The organism is Agromyces sp. NPDC056965 (assembly GCF_042673425.1).
GTDB lineage: Bacteria > Actinomycetota > Actinomycetes > Actinomycetales > Microbacteriaceae > Agromyces.
Map to the genome: position 1 here is coordinate 1 of NZ_JBHURI010000043.1, position 14,331 is coordinate 14,331.

The 14,331-nt window shown below is 65.7% G+C and carries 14 protein-coding genes; 6 read left to right on the top strand and 8 right to left on the bottom strand.

Annotation, left to right across the window (positions count from 1 at the left end; genetic code table 11):
• Positions 1-53: 53 nt before the first annotated feature.
• The 5 genes from ACFTQE_RS12175 to ACFTQE_RS12195 all read right to left on the bottom strand — a co-directional run bounded on the left by ACFTQE_RS12175 (position 54) and on the right by ACFTQE_RS12195 (position 6,295).
• Positions 54-2,660 (bottom strand): ATP-dependent Clp protease ATP-binding subunit, encoded by a 2,607-nt coding sequence (locus ACFTQE_RS12175; protein ID WP_376925317.1) that lies wholly within the window; start codon positions 2,658-2,660, stop codon positions 54-56.
• Positions 2,661-2,731: 71 nt separating this feature from the next.
• Positions 2,732-3,517 (bottom strand): hypothetical protein, encoded by a 786-nt coding sequence (locus ACFTQE_RS12180; protein ID WP_376925318.1) that lies wholly within the window; start codon positions 3,515-3,517, stop codon positions 2,732-2,734.
• A 107-nt stretch (positions 3,518-3,624) separates the two neighbouring features.
• On the bottom strand, positions 3,625-4,302 hold the full coding sequence (locus ACFTQE_RS12185) for a hypothetical protein (RefSeq protein ID WP_376925319.1): 678 nt from the start codon (positions 4,300-4,302) through the stop codon (positions 3,625-3,627).
• 126 nt (positions 4,303-4,428) lie between these two features.
• Positions 4,429-5,115, bottom strand: coding sequence for a hypothetical protein (locus ACFTQE_RS12190; protein ID WP_376925320.1), 687 nt, complete (start codon positions 5,113-5,115; stop codon positions 4,429-4,431).
• 319 nt (positions 5,116-5,434) lie between these two features.
• Positions 5,435-6,295: a hypothetical protein gene (locus tag ACFTQE_RS12195; protein ID WP_376925321.1), complete on the bottom strand. Its 861-nt coding sequence runs from the start codon at positions 6,293-6,295 to the stop codon at positions 5,435-5,437.
• 242 nt (positions 6,296-6,537) lie between these two features.
• On the opposite strand from ACFTQE_RS12195, the gene ACFTQE_RS12200 reads away from it, so the two are divergent.
• Together ACFTQE_RS12200 and ACFTQE_RS12205 are read left to right on the top strand one after the other, a co-directional pair.
• Entirely contained in the window at positions 6,538-7,467 is a 930-nt protein-coding gene (locus ACFTQE_RS12200) for an SDR family oxidoreductase (RefSeq protein ID WP_376925322.1), read from the top strand.
• Positions 7,468-7,482: 15 nt separating this feature from the next.
• Positions 7,483-8,151 (top strand): hypothetical protein, encoded by a 669-nt coding sequence (locus ACFTQE_RS12205; RefSeq protein WP_376925323.1) that lies wholly within the window; start codon positions 7,483-7,485, stop codon positions 8,149-8,151.
• A gap of 25 nt (positions 8,152-8,176) precedes the next feature.
• On the opposite strand, the gene ACFTQE_RS12210 is transcribed toward ACFTQE_RS12205, so the two are convergent.
• The gene (locus tag ACFTQE_RS12210; protein WP_376925324.1) at positions 8,177-8,941 is read right to left on the bottom strand and encodes a hypothetical protein; all 765 of its coding nucleotides are present in this window, start codon (positions 8,939-8,941) and stop codon (positions 8,177-8,179) included.
• Positions 8,938-9,906 carry a hypothetical protein gene (locus ACFTQE_RS12215; protein ID WP_376925325.1) on the bottom strand — a complete coding sequence of 323 codons (969 nt, stop codon included), beginning with the start codon at positions 9,904-9,906 and terminating at the stop codon, positions 8,938-8,940. The genes ACFTQE_RS12210 and ACFTQE_RS12215 overlap by 4 nt, the downstream gene beginning before the upstream one ends.
• A gap of 101 nt (positions 9,907-10,007) precedes the next feature.
• On the opposite strand from ACFTQE_RS12215, the gene ACFTQE_RS12220 reads away from it, so the two are divergent.
• Positions 10,008-10,667 carry a DUF6998 domain-containing protein gene (locus tag ACFTQE_RS12220; protein WP_376925326.1) on the top strand — a complete coding sequence of 220 codons (660 nt, stop codon included), beginning with the start codon at positions 10,008-10,010 and terminating at the stop codon, positions 10,665-10,667.
• Between the two features lie 150 nt (positions 10,668-10,817).
• Here the strand turns inward: ACFTQE_RS12220 and ACFTQE_RS12225 are convergent, their stop codons facing one another.
• The gene (locus ACFTQE_RS12225; RefSeq protein WP_376925327.1) at positions 10,818-11,492 is read right to left on the bottom strand and encodes a TetR/AcrR family transcriptional regulator; all 675 of its coding nucleotides are present in this window, start codon (positions 11,490-11,492) and stop codon (positions 10,818-10,820) included.
• 127 nt (positions 11,493-11,619) lie between these two features.
• On the opposite strand from ACFTQE_RS12225, the gene ACFTQE_RS12230 reads away from it, so the two are divergent.
• Genes ACFTQE_RS12230 through ACFTQE_RS12240 form a run of 3 tightly spaced genes read left to right on the top strand, consistent with a single transcriptional unit; the run spans position 11,620 to position 14,316 of the window.
• On the top strand, positions 11,620-12,111 hold the full coding sequence (locus tag ACFTQE_RS12230) for a DUF6326 family protein (RefSeq protein ID WP_376925328.1): 492 nt from the start codon (positions 11,620-11,622) through the stop codon (positions 12,109-12,111).
• Between the two features lie 24 nt (positions 12,112-12,135).
• Positions 12,136-12,927, top strand: a complete 792-nt coding sequence (locus ACFTQE_RS12235; protein WP_376925329.1) for an aminoglycoside adenylyltransferase domain-containing protein — start codon at positions 12,136-12,138, stop codon at positions 12,925-12,927.
• Positions 12,928-12,984: 57 nt separating this feature from the next.
• The gene (locus tag ACFTQE_RS12240; RefSeq protein WP_376925330.1) at positions 12,985-14,316 is read left to right on the top strand and encodes a low temperature requirement protein A; all 1,332 of its coding nucleotides are present in this window, start codon (positions 12,985-12,987) and stop codon (positions 14,314-14,316) included.
• The last annotated feature ends 15 nt before the right edge of the window (positions 14,317-14,331 follow it).

Here is a 14,331-nt window from a genome sequence, read left to right on the forward strand (position 1 = left end):
CTCGCGAGGAGGGCCGGGCGTTCGTGGTTCGACCGGTCAGTGCCGCGAGGCGGCTACGCCGCCACCGGCAGCGTCACGGTCGCGCGGGGCACGGATGCCACGACGAACTCGCCGCCCGAGGCATCCACCGTCACGCCCTCGCCGTCGCCGAGCGAGCCGCTCACGAACAGGTCGCTGATGCGGTCGTCGATCTCGCGCTGGATGACACGGCGCAGGGGCCGGGCACCGTACTCGGGCTCGTAGCCGCGTTCGGCCAGCAGCGACACCGCAGCATCCGTCGCCTCGAAGGCGACCTCGCGCGCGGCGAGCCGCGACGCGGTGGCGCCGAGCATGAGGCGCACGATCTGCGCGAGCTGCGGCTCGTCGAGCTTCTGGAACAGCACGATCTCGTCGATGCGGTTCAGGAACTCGGGTCGCATGGCCTCGCGCACCTTGCCCATGACGCGGTTGCGCACGTCATCGGAGGAGCTGAAGCCCGAGCCATCCGTGGATGCGACGAAGCCGAGCGCTCCCGAACGCGACGCGAGGAACTCCGAACCGAGGTTCGAGGTCATCACGATCACCGTGTTGCGGAAGTCGACCGTGCGGCCCTGGCCGTCGGTCAGGCGTCCGTCGTCGAGCACCTGCAGCAGCAGGTTGAACACGTCGGGGTGCGCCTTCTCGATCTCGTCGAACAGCACGATCGAGTACGGGTTGCGCCGCACGCGCTCGGTGAGCTGCCCGGCCTCGTCGTACCCGACATAGCCGGGAGGGGCGCCGACGAGCCGCGACACCGTGTGCCGCTCGCCGAACTCGCTCATGTCGAAGCGCACGATCGCCTGCTCGTCGTCGAAGAGCGACGACGCCAGCGCACGCGCCAGCTCGGTCTTGCCGACACCCGTCGGCCCGAGGAACAGGAACGACCCGACCGGGCGCTTGGCGTCGCCCATGCCGGTGCGGCTGCGGCGCACGGCCTTGGCGACCGCGGTGACCGCGTCGTCTTGACCGATCACACGCGCGTGCAGCTCGCCCTCGAGGTCGCCGAGGCGCTCTCGCTCGCTCTCGGTGAGGCGGTTCACCGGAATGCCGGTGGCCCGCGAGATCACACCGGCGATCTCGGCCTCGTCGATCACGGTCGAGCGCTCGGCAGCGTCGGAGCCGAGCCCGGCGGATGCCGCAGCGCGCCCCTTCTCGGTGGCCTCATCGAGCTTCGACTGCACCTTCGAGATCTCGTCGCGAATGCGCGAGGCCTCTTCGTAGTGCTCGGCGCCGACGGCGGCGTTCTTGTCGGCCTCGAGGTCGGCGAGTCGCGCGATGAGCGCGGAGACATCCGTCTTCATGCCGAGCTTCAGGCGCAGGCGGGCGCCGGCTTGGTCGATGAGGTCGATGGCCTTGTCGGGCAGCACGCGGTCGGTGAGGTAGCGGGCGCTCAGCTCGACGGAGGCACGCAGCGCGGCATCCGTGTACTGCACGCCGTGGTGCTCCTCGTAGGCGGGCTTCAGCCCGTGCAGGATGAGCACGGCGTCTTCGATGGAGGGCTCCCCCACGCGCACCGGCTGGAACCGGCGTTCGAGGGCGGGGTCCTTCTCGATCGTGCGGTACTCCTTGAGCGTCGTCGCACCCACGAGGTGCAGCTCACCGCGCGCGAGGCGCGGCTTCAGGATGTTGCCCGCGTCGGTGCCGCCATCGCCCGAGCCGCCGGCCCCGACCACGGTGTGGATCTCATCGATGAAGATGATGAGCTCGCCCTTGTGCGCGGCGATCTCCTCCATGGTCTTGGTGAGGCGCTCCTCGAAGTCGCCGCGGTAGCGGGTGCCCGCGAGCATGCCGGGCAGGTCGAGCGAGATGACGCGCTTCTCGAGCAGGGCCTCGGGCACCGATTCCTCGACGATCGCGCGGGCGAGGCCCTCGACGATCGCCGTCTTGCCGACGCCGGCCTCGCCGATCAGCACCGGGTTGTTCTTGGTGCGACGGCTGAGGATCTCGATGGTCTGCTCGATCTCGTCGGCACGACCGATCACGGGGTCGAGCTCGCCGTTCGCGGCCAGCTCGGTGAGGTCGGTGCCGAACTTGTCGAGCATGGGGGTGTCGGATGCCCCGGCGCCCGGCATGCCCGAGGCATCCGTCTCGCCGTCGGCACCCGGCATGCCCGCCTCGACCGTCTCGCGCATGCCCTGCGTGAGGGCCTCGGCGGTGACGCCGGCGCGCGCGAGCACCTGGCCGGCAGGGGCGTCTTGCCCCAGCACGAGCGCGAAGAAGAGGTGCTCGGGGTCGATGTAGGTCGAGCCGGCCGAACGCGCCACCTGGTAGCTGTGGAACAGCGCGCGGGAGGCGCTCGGGGTGATCGTGGCCGCGTTGATGTCGGCGGTCTCGCCGGCAGCGGGCAGGCGCGCCTCGGTCGCGGTGATGAGCCGCTCGGGGGCGACGCCGATGCGGGCGATCGCCTGCTTGACGCTCTCGTCTTCGACGATCACGCGCAGGATGTGCAGGGCGTCGAGCTCGGTCTGGCCGCGCTCGAGCGCGAAGCGTCCTGCTTGACGCAGGATGCCTTGAGTACGGGCGGTCAGGAACCGGCTGAGGTCGATCGACCGAGCCTGACGCGCCTGCTCACCCGCGAGGTAGCGGGCGAGAAACTCGTCGAACGAGCTCGCGCCGGCTTCGGGGTTGAAGTCTTCGGGCACCAATCCTCCTGGAACTTGAGTGGGGTACGCTCAAGTTCAACGCGGAGGGGGCGTGGGTATTCCCGGGGCGTTCAAAGCGATGAGGCTGATTCGGCCGAGTAGTCGAGCGTTGCGGGGCGAAGGTCATGCCGCTTCTGAACTGAGCCCGTCTCGACTATTTCGAATGTATCTGCAACCTGTTGATCGATCATGCGTAGAAGCTCAAAGACGTCATGAAGTCGACCTGCATGCGGGACGGCAATACTGACCGGCAAGGCCATGTCAGACTCGGCTTCTTGAATTGGCACATCCGCCATGATCTGGAAGATTGGATCCCCGTCTTTGACAGGGTCGGTACCGGCGATCCATCTCCAGCCTCCGTCGACAGCGTGATCGAAGAATTCATCTCCGTTTTCAAGCTCCGCCTTGAACGCGACCTGGTGCTTGTCTCGCGCGATCACGTCGGCGCGAAGGAGAGCCTTGTGCTTGTCCTCGATATCCAGCTTGTGCAGGATCACAAAGATGCCCTCATCAACGGGCGCGAATGGGTAGGGCTGAACTGAGTGGAGTCGTTCAAGTATTCCCTTCGGCACGGATGACAAAGGTCCCTTGACCTGTTCCTCCCAGTCTTTTCGGGATGTGCAGATAGGAAAATAGATCCGTCGAAGGTGACGGGCGTGCGGCGCTCGGCCGTCTAAGTGAGCAACCTCCCATGCCAGGGCGTCCAAGGCAGACCGATAATTGTGAATGGTGTCGCCGATCAACAGCGACCATTCATAGACAGGAGCCGAGTGGGCAATACGGGCGCAGAATGTCACGGTGCGACGGTCGTCTGAAAACTCGGCAGTAAGACCCTTGGTTGTGCTGGTCGAGTACAACTCTGCGGAGTTTACGAATTCGCTGCCCAGCTGTCGGGCACGCGTCCATTTGAGTTGCGGCCAAAGCGAGTAGTCGGTACCGGGCCTAAGTTGGCGGGGCTCCGCAGTCATTCGTCGTCTCCCTTGGTGTCCAAGTCTCGGAACCATACGACGTCCTGGCCGACTCGATCTCCACGGGGGCTGAAGCCGCAGCGCGCCAGAACCGTACCGACCGACTCGATTGTGAGCCCAAAGCGCTCTTCCAGTTCCCGGCTCGTCCAGGTTTCGCGAGCACGCAGGAAACCGCGAAGCTCGTCCGAGATGCCACCGCACACAACCGCGATTCGGAACTCGTTTTGGATCTCTTTCGCAGTGGCTTTGTGAGGCGTTAGCCACAAGTATCGGACTACTTGGAAGTACGCGGCGAACTCAAATATCGTTTGCAAGGTGGCGTGAGATGTTGCGATGAACGACCAGATCTCATCGCCGCCGACACCTTCATTGGGGCGAAGCCAAAGGCGGTGAGCCTCGCCGTATGCATCTGAGAAGGCGGCAACCTCGGCTGCAGAGACGTCGCGGCGAATGAATACCGGCCCGTCAACGCGATTAATACCCTCAAAGGTCAGGAACGCTGCAAGTTCCGCGTCGGGCGGCCACGAGCTCCAAAGCGCGACCCGCGAAGCGCTGAGCCCGTTATTCTCCAGCTGCGCCGTCACGGCGTCAAGGAAGTTCGGCGCTGACGCGTCGATCTCCAACTCCAAAACTCGTTCTTCGCCTGGCGTCCACCAGCTAAACGTCACCTTCACTGAGTCAGGATGGCATGGACTTACCCGCGGACGCTGCGCGACGCTGATATCGGCCGCGCGACTTGCCGCAAGAAACATGAGGCCATCACGGCGGCACGGAGTCGATCTCTTTTCTCAACGGACCCCTTAGTCCGAAGGGCCGTCAGGCAAGGCCTGTCGAGCGCCAGCAATCCTTCGTGCAATTACTTCGTGCGCCGCCTCGTGAATTGCTCCGGTGCCTTGAACGTTCGGCACCACGAAGGCGTCGATAGTTCGTCTGCCTCTGTCCATTTCGCTGAAGTCAAACGACTGGCGAGGCATCGTATCGACCGGAATAGCCAGGACACGCAGAAGGGTTCGGTCCGCGACAGACCCAGCCGGCGGCCAATGACTCGCTCGCGGAGACGGCCATGCCTGCACGACTGCACTGCTCAGTATCCGAAATCCACGAGCCGCAATGGCAGCCCAATCCTGCGTTGCAACCACGATTCCAACGTGATGGAACCAGAAGATTGCAGTCTGTCCCGCTACACCTCCCGCCACGTCATGGAAGTAGCTCCATGCGACGGGACCCGTTGCGCGGATATCCAACGACCATTCCAGTTGAACGAATCCGACGGCCACGGGCAGATTGTCGATGCCCAGCTCCCGAAAGGACCAGGCCAGATTGCTGTCAACGGACTGTGTATCTGTCGCCACTTCTCCTCGCACAACCGTCGCAGCGAGCGCCCACTCGGAAAGCGCCTGCAATGCGGATGGTGTGAGATCGATGCTCGCCTCTCCGCGAATTAGCGAGGCGACGACTGGCGCCGCGACATCCTCCAGATTGCTCATCCAATGGTTATTGCAATCGGCGCAAAGCACACGAGGTTGGACATCGAGAATGTCTGAACCTCGCTCCCAACTCTTCAGTTCTGAGCGCCTCGGCCACTCCAGATCCAGGGTTCGGGATACGACGTCGCGAGCACCTCTTCCCTTTGGAAGAACCTCTCGAATGGGGCGCGCGATCACGTGTGCCTTCGTTACTGGGCGTCCGCCGCACAGAATGCACGTTCCGCCCCATTGCGTCCGCCTAGTCATGGATGAACTATAGGCAAGGGCTCCCGACATCGAAGGGAACGAGTTCGGGATCGCAAATACGACCGACGCGGGTCTACAGCGCGTTACAGAAGGTGATGACGGATCTTACGTACGCCATGCTGAGCCTAGGCTTGTTCATCGCCAGCCCAAGGAATCGCTTCGCGTTTCGCTCCTTGGAGTATCGACCTAGAGATGCGCTTACCCCACTCGCAGACTCGAATCCCACAGGATCCGCGGCCCACTCAAGGTATAGAGCGGGCACCTCATAATTCCCGATAAAGTCCCTGAGAAGCTGCTCATCGACCCGCCTGACGACGCCCCTAACGACGTCGAACCAATTGAGTAGACGCTTCTCGCTCACGCTCACATCATTAAACGCAGCTGCAGTTTGCCGTGCACCGACGAGGAGAGCTGCGTGAGGCCCGATGGGCTGCCGCTCGACGGTCGCAAACTCATGCGCGATCTGGTTCCTTGCACGTCGCATCGCATCCAACTCACCAATGGCATTAGAGACGTGCGTATTCTCGCCAAAGAGGCGAGCGTACGCGGCTGCTCGCGAGCTCCAGTCACCCTTCACTACGTTGACGAGATCGTGCTCAGCAAGCCGTACGTTGTGTTTTCGCAGTGCGAGCCCCTCGACTACCTTCGGGAAGCCCGGGGTCAGGCTCGGATCAGAGGCAACCGCCAACGAGGTCACAGCAGCCATGTACCGTTCGAAAGCCGAGAGAAGGATGACAAGAGCCGCGAGTCTGTGCCAGGCATCACTGACCTTGACCTCGGCTTCATACTTGCTCGTTGTGTGGTTCAGAGCACGATCGAATCGCTTCTGATTGAGTCCCAGTTTGGAACGGAAGTTGTCTTCGTCGCTGAGGTGACGGAGCACGCCATGGACAGCGGCGATGCTAGACGCCGCGCCCCAGTAGTACGAGTTCAAGGTCGTGAAGTCTCTCGAAAACCGTGCTGCCGGAAGGGACAGCGTGGAAACCGGGTTGGCGCGTTCAAAACTCGACGACATGCCCCGATCATTGCATGCGCCACTATCTCCGAGTGGCTCCTGCTGAAGGTCGGAATGGACCTGACACCGCCGACGTTGTGTGCGATACCCGCGGCCCATCATTGCCAGACGGGCCCCACCAACGTTGGCCTCGCAACTCTGGATCGACCTATACTCACCGCGTGACCCAACACCCCCGCACCGCGATCACCGGCGGCACCGGATTCGTCGGACGCCACCTGGCCGAACGGCTCGGGCCCGAGGCATCCGTCGTCATCTCTCGCCGCACCGGCGTCGACACCGGTGACGTCGCAGCGCTGACCCAGGCGTTCGAGGGGTGCGAGGTCGTCGCGCACTGCGCGGGCATCAACCGCGAGATCGGCGACCAGACATACCAGCGGGTGCACATCGAGGGCACCGCGAACGTGATCGAGGCGGCCAAGCGCGCCGGGGTGCGCAAGGTCATCATGCTGAGCTTCCTGCGGGCGCGGCCCGACTGCGGCTCCCCGTACCACGAGTCGAAGTGGGCGGCCGAAGAGCTGATCCGCGACTCGGGCCTCGACTACACGATCCTCAAGGCCGGCATGATCTACGGCCGCGGCGACCACCTCATCGACCACCTCAGCCACACCGTGCAGACCCTGCCGGTGTTCGCGACCGTCGGCTTCCGCGAGAAGCCCATCCGGCCCATCCCGATCGACGACCTCACCGACATCCTCGTCGCCGCGATCGACGGGCGGATGCCGCGCGAGACCGTCGCGGTCGTCGGCGCCGAGCAGCTCCTGCTGTCGAAGGCCGTGCGGCGCGTGGCATCCGTCGTGGGGCGCCGCGTGGTCGTGGTGCCATGGCCCGTGTGGGCGCAGTACGCACTCGCGCAGGTGACCGAGTGGACCATGAAAGTGCCGCTCGTCGCGAAGGCTCAGGTGCGCATGCTCGCCGAGGGCGTGACGGATGCCGCGCCGCCCGCGGCATCCGTGCCCGACGACCTGCGGCCGCGCCGCATGTTCACGGCGGAGCAGATCCGGGCGAGCCTGCCCGAGGCGGGCGGGTTCGGGTGGACGGACCTGCGGGTCGGTCGACGCCCGCCCGGACTCCGGAATGTCAGTGGCTGAACTCAAGATCGCGGAATGGAACTTGGACGAAACTCCGCTGTGCTCTCTCACTCCATGATCCGCAGGTCTGCGGTCGTGCTGGCAGTAGTCGTCGGCGTCGTTCTCCTTCCGCTACTTCCTTCGGCAGCACGCGGAGTGTTTGCCAACGTGGTCGTTGCCGCCTTCGCCGTGACGGTGCTGGTCACCGCCTGCATCGGGATAGCGGTCACCGCGATCCTCCCGCCGCTGCGACCTGTCTCGGAGTCATCCATCCTCGGTAGGCGGGTCGTGGCCCTTACGAAGTGGAGTCTCGCCGCCGGCGCTCTGTTCGGCGCCGCCTATGTCAGCTGGATGATCTCCGCCACTTTCGATTCCGCGCAAGCCGATACAACGCGGTTCTCTGAAGCGACTGGTCTTCTGATGAATGTGCTTTGGGGGCTGCTCGCGTTCGCAGCCTTCGTCTACTGCGTCTGGCTATCGGTTGACCTGCTGCGCGTAGGGAGGCGGCGGCGACTCAATGCCGTCGACGCGATCATTCGCCGAGCCGAGCGATTGTTAGAAGTTCGCGTCCGCTGGGCTCGGAAAACCGCGCACACCCTCGTCGCATCCCCAATCTGGATTCTCGTCGCGTTTTACGGCCTGCCTGTCGCCGTTGTCATGCTCTTCGAGTTTGGGCGCTCGTCATTGCAGGTGTTCCCGTACTAATCGACTCATCGAGGAGCCGTCCTGGTCAACCGACGCGAGTAACGTGCTTGCGGATCAGCGCGACCAAGCGCGGCCCACTGATCTCCGCAGCTCGCAACGACGGATTGGCCTGAGCGGTCTCGGCGAACCCGTGAAGAATGTGCGCAGCATCTGACCGGCTCCCACGGAGTTGGGCGCGATCGAGGCGCCATGCGCCGATATCGGCCGCCGGCCAGGAGTCGACGAGCGTCAAGAGGTTGTGCAGATCGACGGCATCCTTCGCAGCGAATCGACTGTGCATCGCGTACGCCTTCAAGATGACGGCGATCTCGGGCGGCGGCACGCGGACCGAGAACGGCAACAGCGAGCCGTCGAGCATGGTCACGTTCGCGTCGATGATGATCGGCTCGGTCGCCAGCGCCAGCTGAAGTCCCGGCGCCGCGTCGAACGCACGGCCGCCGCGCTCCTCCTGGGTGAAGCGCCCTGCGGGCGCTGGGATCAGGAGATCGATGCTGCGACCGGAGCGGTGGTAGCTGTTGCCTGCCGTCGCCCGATATCCGACCGCCGTGAGTTCCTGATGCAAGATCCCGCTGCCCGCCACGACCGTGGAGACCGCCGCGTCCGCGTCAGCCGTACGTCGGGGCACCGTGCCGGCGGAGGGAAAGGCGTCGAGCAGAAGTGCGACCATCTGGCCGCCAACGATCCGCGCATCCTCGATCGTCTCGAGAATGCCGGACACGTCGGCGAGAGCGTGGAATGCCAGGTCGTCGGCCCGCGATGACGAGACGGTCTCGACGATGCGGCGGATCATCGGCTCCACGCCTCGAACAGCTGGCCGCGGATTCGATCGACCGCGTCGGCGACGTCGGAACCGCCGGAATTCATCACGTCATGGGCGACGATCAGCGGATCCGCCGTGCCGTCGGGCACCCTTCGATGCTCGGCCCATGCGGCCGCGGTCGACCAGATGGTCGGGTCTGCCGGAACGACCAACGTGAGCGTCGCGTCATCGGAAGCCGCCTCGGCGAAGCCGAGCGAGGCGAGATCGAGACCTATGCGCGAGTACACGCGCGCACCCGTCACGACCCGCCACGGTGCGATGCGGTCAGCGCCGGTGTCGCCGGAGACGAGCACCCCGGGGAACGCCCGCTGCACTGCCTCTGCCTGGCGAACCGGCGGATCGAGCGAGTACCAGTGCGAGCGGATGCCGCGTGCACCGGGATACTCATCGAGAAACCTCGACCAGAGTTGCTCTGCTGCGGGTCGGACGCCCTGTCTCGCTGCGTCCGCGACATCGCCGATCTCGCGGAGTCCCTTCGACACGGCGGCCTGTGTGATGCCCGACTCTCCGGCAAGTTGCCGCTGCGTGCGCGGCTCGGGCGTGCGCAGAAGCGAACGGATGAGCGCGAAGCGCCCCCAGGCGACGCGCGCCGGAGCCGCACCGGGCTGCGCGACGAGCGAGCCTTGAAATCGGAACACGGTGCCGTCATTGACCAGCGTCGCGTCGTCGACACCGATCAGGATGACCGTCGGTTCCTCCATCGCCACGGAGACCAGCGACGCTGTCGCGCGGGGCACGACGTACGCGAGCTTGCCGGCGGAGGCCCGCTTGCGCCACCTCGAGAGTTCACGTCGAAGGTCGGACGGTGTCGGCCGCATCCGTGCTTTCATCTCGACCGGGATGCCGTCGAGGACGAGCTCATCGACGCTGTCGATGCGCACCACCATGCCGGCCCGCTGCAACAGGCCGATTGCAGCATCCGTCGCGACATCCATCGGGCAAGTATAACCGTGCAGATGAAATTTACTGCAGAGTTATCAACTTCGCTCGCCGACCCGGCCACCTGATGTCCGACCTGGCCGCTACATTCTGGGGTATGCCCGTCACCCCGACCGAACTCGCCAGCAGATACGACGTTACGCCGAAGCACGTTCGAGACGTGCTCCGGGCGCACTACGGCGCCCTGCAAACCGGAACCACTCGATGGGACCTGACCGACGAGCAAGTCACCGTCGTCGAACGCGAAATCATCGGCGAGTCCGGCCGTCCGCTGCGGGGGGCGACGACGCCAGAGTTGCTCGGTCAGTACGCGGATATCCTTGCGGAGCTTCGTGCGCGAGGCGTGGTGCGCACCAGCAATGCCCCATTGGGCGATTATGCAGAATACGTCGCTCTCGAGGTGTACGGCGGCGAGCTCGCTGCGAACTCGGCGAAGTCTTACGACCTCAAGGCAGGAGACGGCCGCCTCGTTCAGGTGAAGGCACGCACGTGGGCACCATCCACTAGCCCGAGCGCTGTGTTCTCGGTCTTCCGCTCGTTCGATTTCGACGTCGCCGCGCTCATTGTTCTCGACGCGAGAACCTATCGATTGAAGTGGGCTCGCGAGATGACACCAGAAGCAATCGAGGCCGCAGCGCGCTGGTCACCCCATGTCAACGGCTACCTCTTGCGTATGACGATCGCCGAGCGCGAGGGCACGGACATCACTGACATGTTCGTACCCGTGCTCGGCCGGCCCGTTGCTTCCGACTCGTGACCCAACACCCCCGCACCGCGATTACCAGCGGCACCGGATTCGTCGGACGCCACCTGGCCGTACGGCTCGGGCCCGAGGCATCCGTCGTCATCTCTCGCCGGACCGGCGTCGACACCAGACGATGCCTCCGGCAACGGTCCGTCGGCGTCGCTATGCGGAGGCCCTCAGCGGCTCGAGCGCGGCGAGGATGAGGTCGAGGCCGAACAGGAACTCCTCCCCCGGGTCGTAGCCGGCAGCGACGAGCCCCGCGGCGGACTCGTTGAGGTAGGGGAACTCGTCAGGAGGAAGCAGGGGCAGGTAGACGTCTTCAGTCATACCCGCGAGCTCGTCGGCGGTATCGAACGGCAGGCTGGCTGACTGCAGGGCGTGCCCGTAGACATAGCTGTTGAGCAACCAGTTGGCGTGCGTCGCCGTCAGGACCGAGAAGCCGGCCCTTCGCAGGCAGGCGGTGACCGCTTCGCGGTGGCGGAGGTTCGCAGGCCCCGGCGATGTCCGCGACTCCATCAGGCTGATCGCCCACGGGTGGCGCGCGAGAACCTGCTGGGCGGACAGCACCTCCTGTCGCATCGCTGACTGCCAGTCGGTGTCTTCGGGCGGGAGTTCGATCTCGTCGAACACGATGTCGATCATGGCGTCGAGCAACTCTTCTTTGCTCGCCACATAGCGGTAGAGCGTCATCGCGCCCGCGTCGAGCTCGCCAGCCAGGCGGCGCATGCTCAGCCCGTCGACACCATCGCGGTCAGCGAGCCGGACCGCCTCGACAGCCACCCGCTGCTTGCTCAGCCCCGCGTCTGACGCGACCTGGCGTTGTTCCCTCGCAGACACGGGTCTCCTCGTTCTCTCGAATGACTTGACAAGCGTACAGCGTACGCGCCATAGTACAGTGTACGCGTACACCGTACGCGGACGGTGTACGCATAGCGAGCCGCCGCCTCTCTGGAAGGAAGAACCGATGACCATCCGAACGAACACGCCGAACCAACTCGACAACTCGCCGGTCCCGGTGCGGGCGAAGATCGCCGCCGCATGGGCCAGCTTCATGTTCCTGTACATCTACGTCGACTTCTTCAACCTCTACAAGCCCGGCGTCGTCGACGGCATCCTCGATGGCCTCGTCTGGCGGTTCGAGGTCAGCCCGACGTTGTTGACCGTCATGCTCGCGTCCGTGGCGATCCCCGCCCTGATGGTGATGCTCTCCATGACGCTGCCCGCCCGGGCGAACCGAGCCACGAACCTCGTCGTGGCATCGCTCTACATCCCCTATTCGGTGTTCAACGCGGCAGGGGCGACCTGGGAGTGGGCATTCTTCTACGGCATCTCCATCGGAATCGAGGTGCTGCTCCTGGCCTTCATCCTGCGCTCCGCCTGGACCTGGCCTCGAACGCACTCCGACGCTTCAGACGTCGTGACGGCCGACCGACTTCGACAGGACCTTCGACACTAGGGCCCACCTTGCTAGCGTGACGGGATGGAGGAGCAGATCGCACCCGTGCTCGACCACCTCGACGAGGCCGACCCCGGTGAGGTCGTCGGCGTCTACCTGTACGGCTCGGCCGTGTCGGGCGGCCTCCACCCCGACAGCGACATCGACCTGCTCGTCGTGACGCGCCGCTCGCTCACCCACGGCGAGCGCGGGGCGCTCACCCGGGTGCTGCTCGGCGCCTCTAGCGGGTCGGCGCACACCCGCACGCTGTCGGATGGCAGCCGCGGGCGCCCGCTCGAAGTGACGTGCGTGGTCGTCGGCGACGGTCGCCGCTGGCCGGAGCCCGCCGAGCACGACTTCCAGTTCGGCGAATGGCTGCGGGCCGACATCCATGGCGGGCAGACGCTGGAACCGACCGTCGACCCCGACGTGCCGATCCTGCTCGCGACGGCGCACGCCGCACACCGGGTGCTGCGCGGCCGCCCGTTCGCCGACGCCGTCGACCAGGTGGCGCCCGCCGAGCTGCGCGAAGCCATGCTCGCGACCGTCCCCGACATCCTCGAGGAGATCGAGGGCGACGAGCGGAACACGCTGCTCGCGTTCGCCCGCATCGTGACGACGCTCCGCACCGGCGAGATCGTGCCGAAAGACGTCGCCGCGGCATCGGTGGCGGCCACGTTGGAGCCGGGCGAACGCGCGCTCCTCGAGCGCGCACGGGCCGGCTACCTCGGCGAGGCGGCCGACGACTGGACGGGCCTCGGCGACGAGGTCACCGCACTCTCCCACGCGCTGGCGTCACAGGTGCAACAACTCGCAGCGGCCGACGAGGTCGCGTAGCGGTAGCGGGGAATCCGCACTCGACCGCGCACCGCGCCCAGGCGCATCATTGCCTCCATGACGACGCTCAGCCTCTCCGACCGGCTCAAGCTCGACCTCAGGCATCGACTGCGACCGATGTCGGGCCGCAACCCGGATGACCCGCATCGCACCGTCACCCCGCTCGAGCTGCTCTACGACCTCACGTATGTCATCGCATTCGCGGCGGCGGCCGACGAGCTCGCCCACGCACTCTTCATCGGCGAGGTCGGGTCGGGCGTCGGCGCATACGTCTTCGCGATCTTCGGGGTGTCATGGGCGTGGCTGAACTTCACGTGGTTCTCGTCGGCCTACGACAACGACGATGCGCTCGTGCGCGTGGCGGTCGTCGTGCAGATGGTCGGGGTCGTGATCTTCATCTTCGGCCTGCCGGTCAGCTTCGAGGATGCCGCGCACGGAGCGAGTCCGAACAACATGCTGCTCGTGGCGGGCTACATCGTCATGCGGGTGCCGCTGATCGCGCTGTGGTTGCGCGCGGCGCGCGAGGATCCGGCGCGGCGCCGGACATCCATCGCCTATGCGGTCGTGATCGCGGTCGCGCAGCTCGGCTGGCTGCTCACGACCATCCCCGGGATTCCGACGGGTGCGGTCATCACCGCCCTCGCCGTGTTGGCCACCGCCGAGCTCATCGCCCCGCTGGTCATCGAGCGCCGATACGGGCGCACGCCCTGGAACGCCGGCCACATCGCCGAGCGGTTCGGCCTGCTGACGCTGATCACCCTCGGAGAGGTCATCGCGGGAACGGTCGCTGCGGTCGGCGCCCTGGTGGGAGAACAGGGATGGTCGGTCGCGGCCGTCGCGATCGTCGCGGCAGGGCTCGTGATCGCCGCCGGACTGTGGTGGGCGTACTACCTCATCCCGTCGAGGACCATCCTCATGCGATGGCCGGAACGCACCTGGGGTTGGCGCTATGTGCACCTCCCCCTGTTCGGTGCCATCGCCGCCGTCGGCGCCGGCCTGCACGTCGCCGCCGAGGGCGTCGAGCACCAGGAGCTCAGCCTGCTGCAGATCACCCTCGCTCTCGCGGTGCCCGTGGCCTGCGTGGTCATCCTCGTGTTCCTGATCTGGAGCGTGCTCATGCGCTCGATGGACTTCACCCACGTGCCGCTCTTCCTCTGCAACCTCGTGCCGCTCGTCGCCGCGGTCATCATCGCCGCCTCCGTGGATGCCGGGGATCCCATCGACCTGGAGCCGGGCGGCGACCTCACCGCCCTCGTCACGGTGATCGGGCTGGTGTCGCTCTCGTGCGTCATCGAGGTCGTCGGCCACGAACTGGTCGGCTACTCGCACACGCTTCGCGCCGCGAAACGGCACCTGCTCGAGCCCGAGATCGAGGCGAGGCGCAAGTAGGGCAGGTCCACGAAG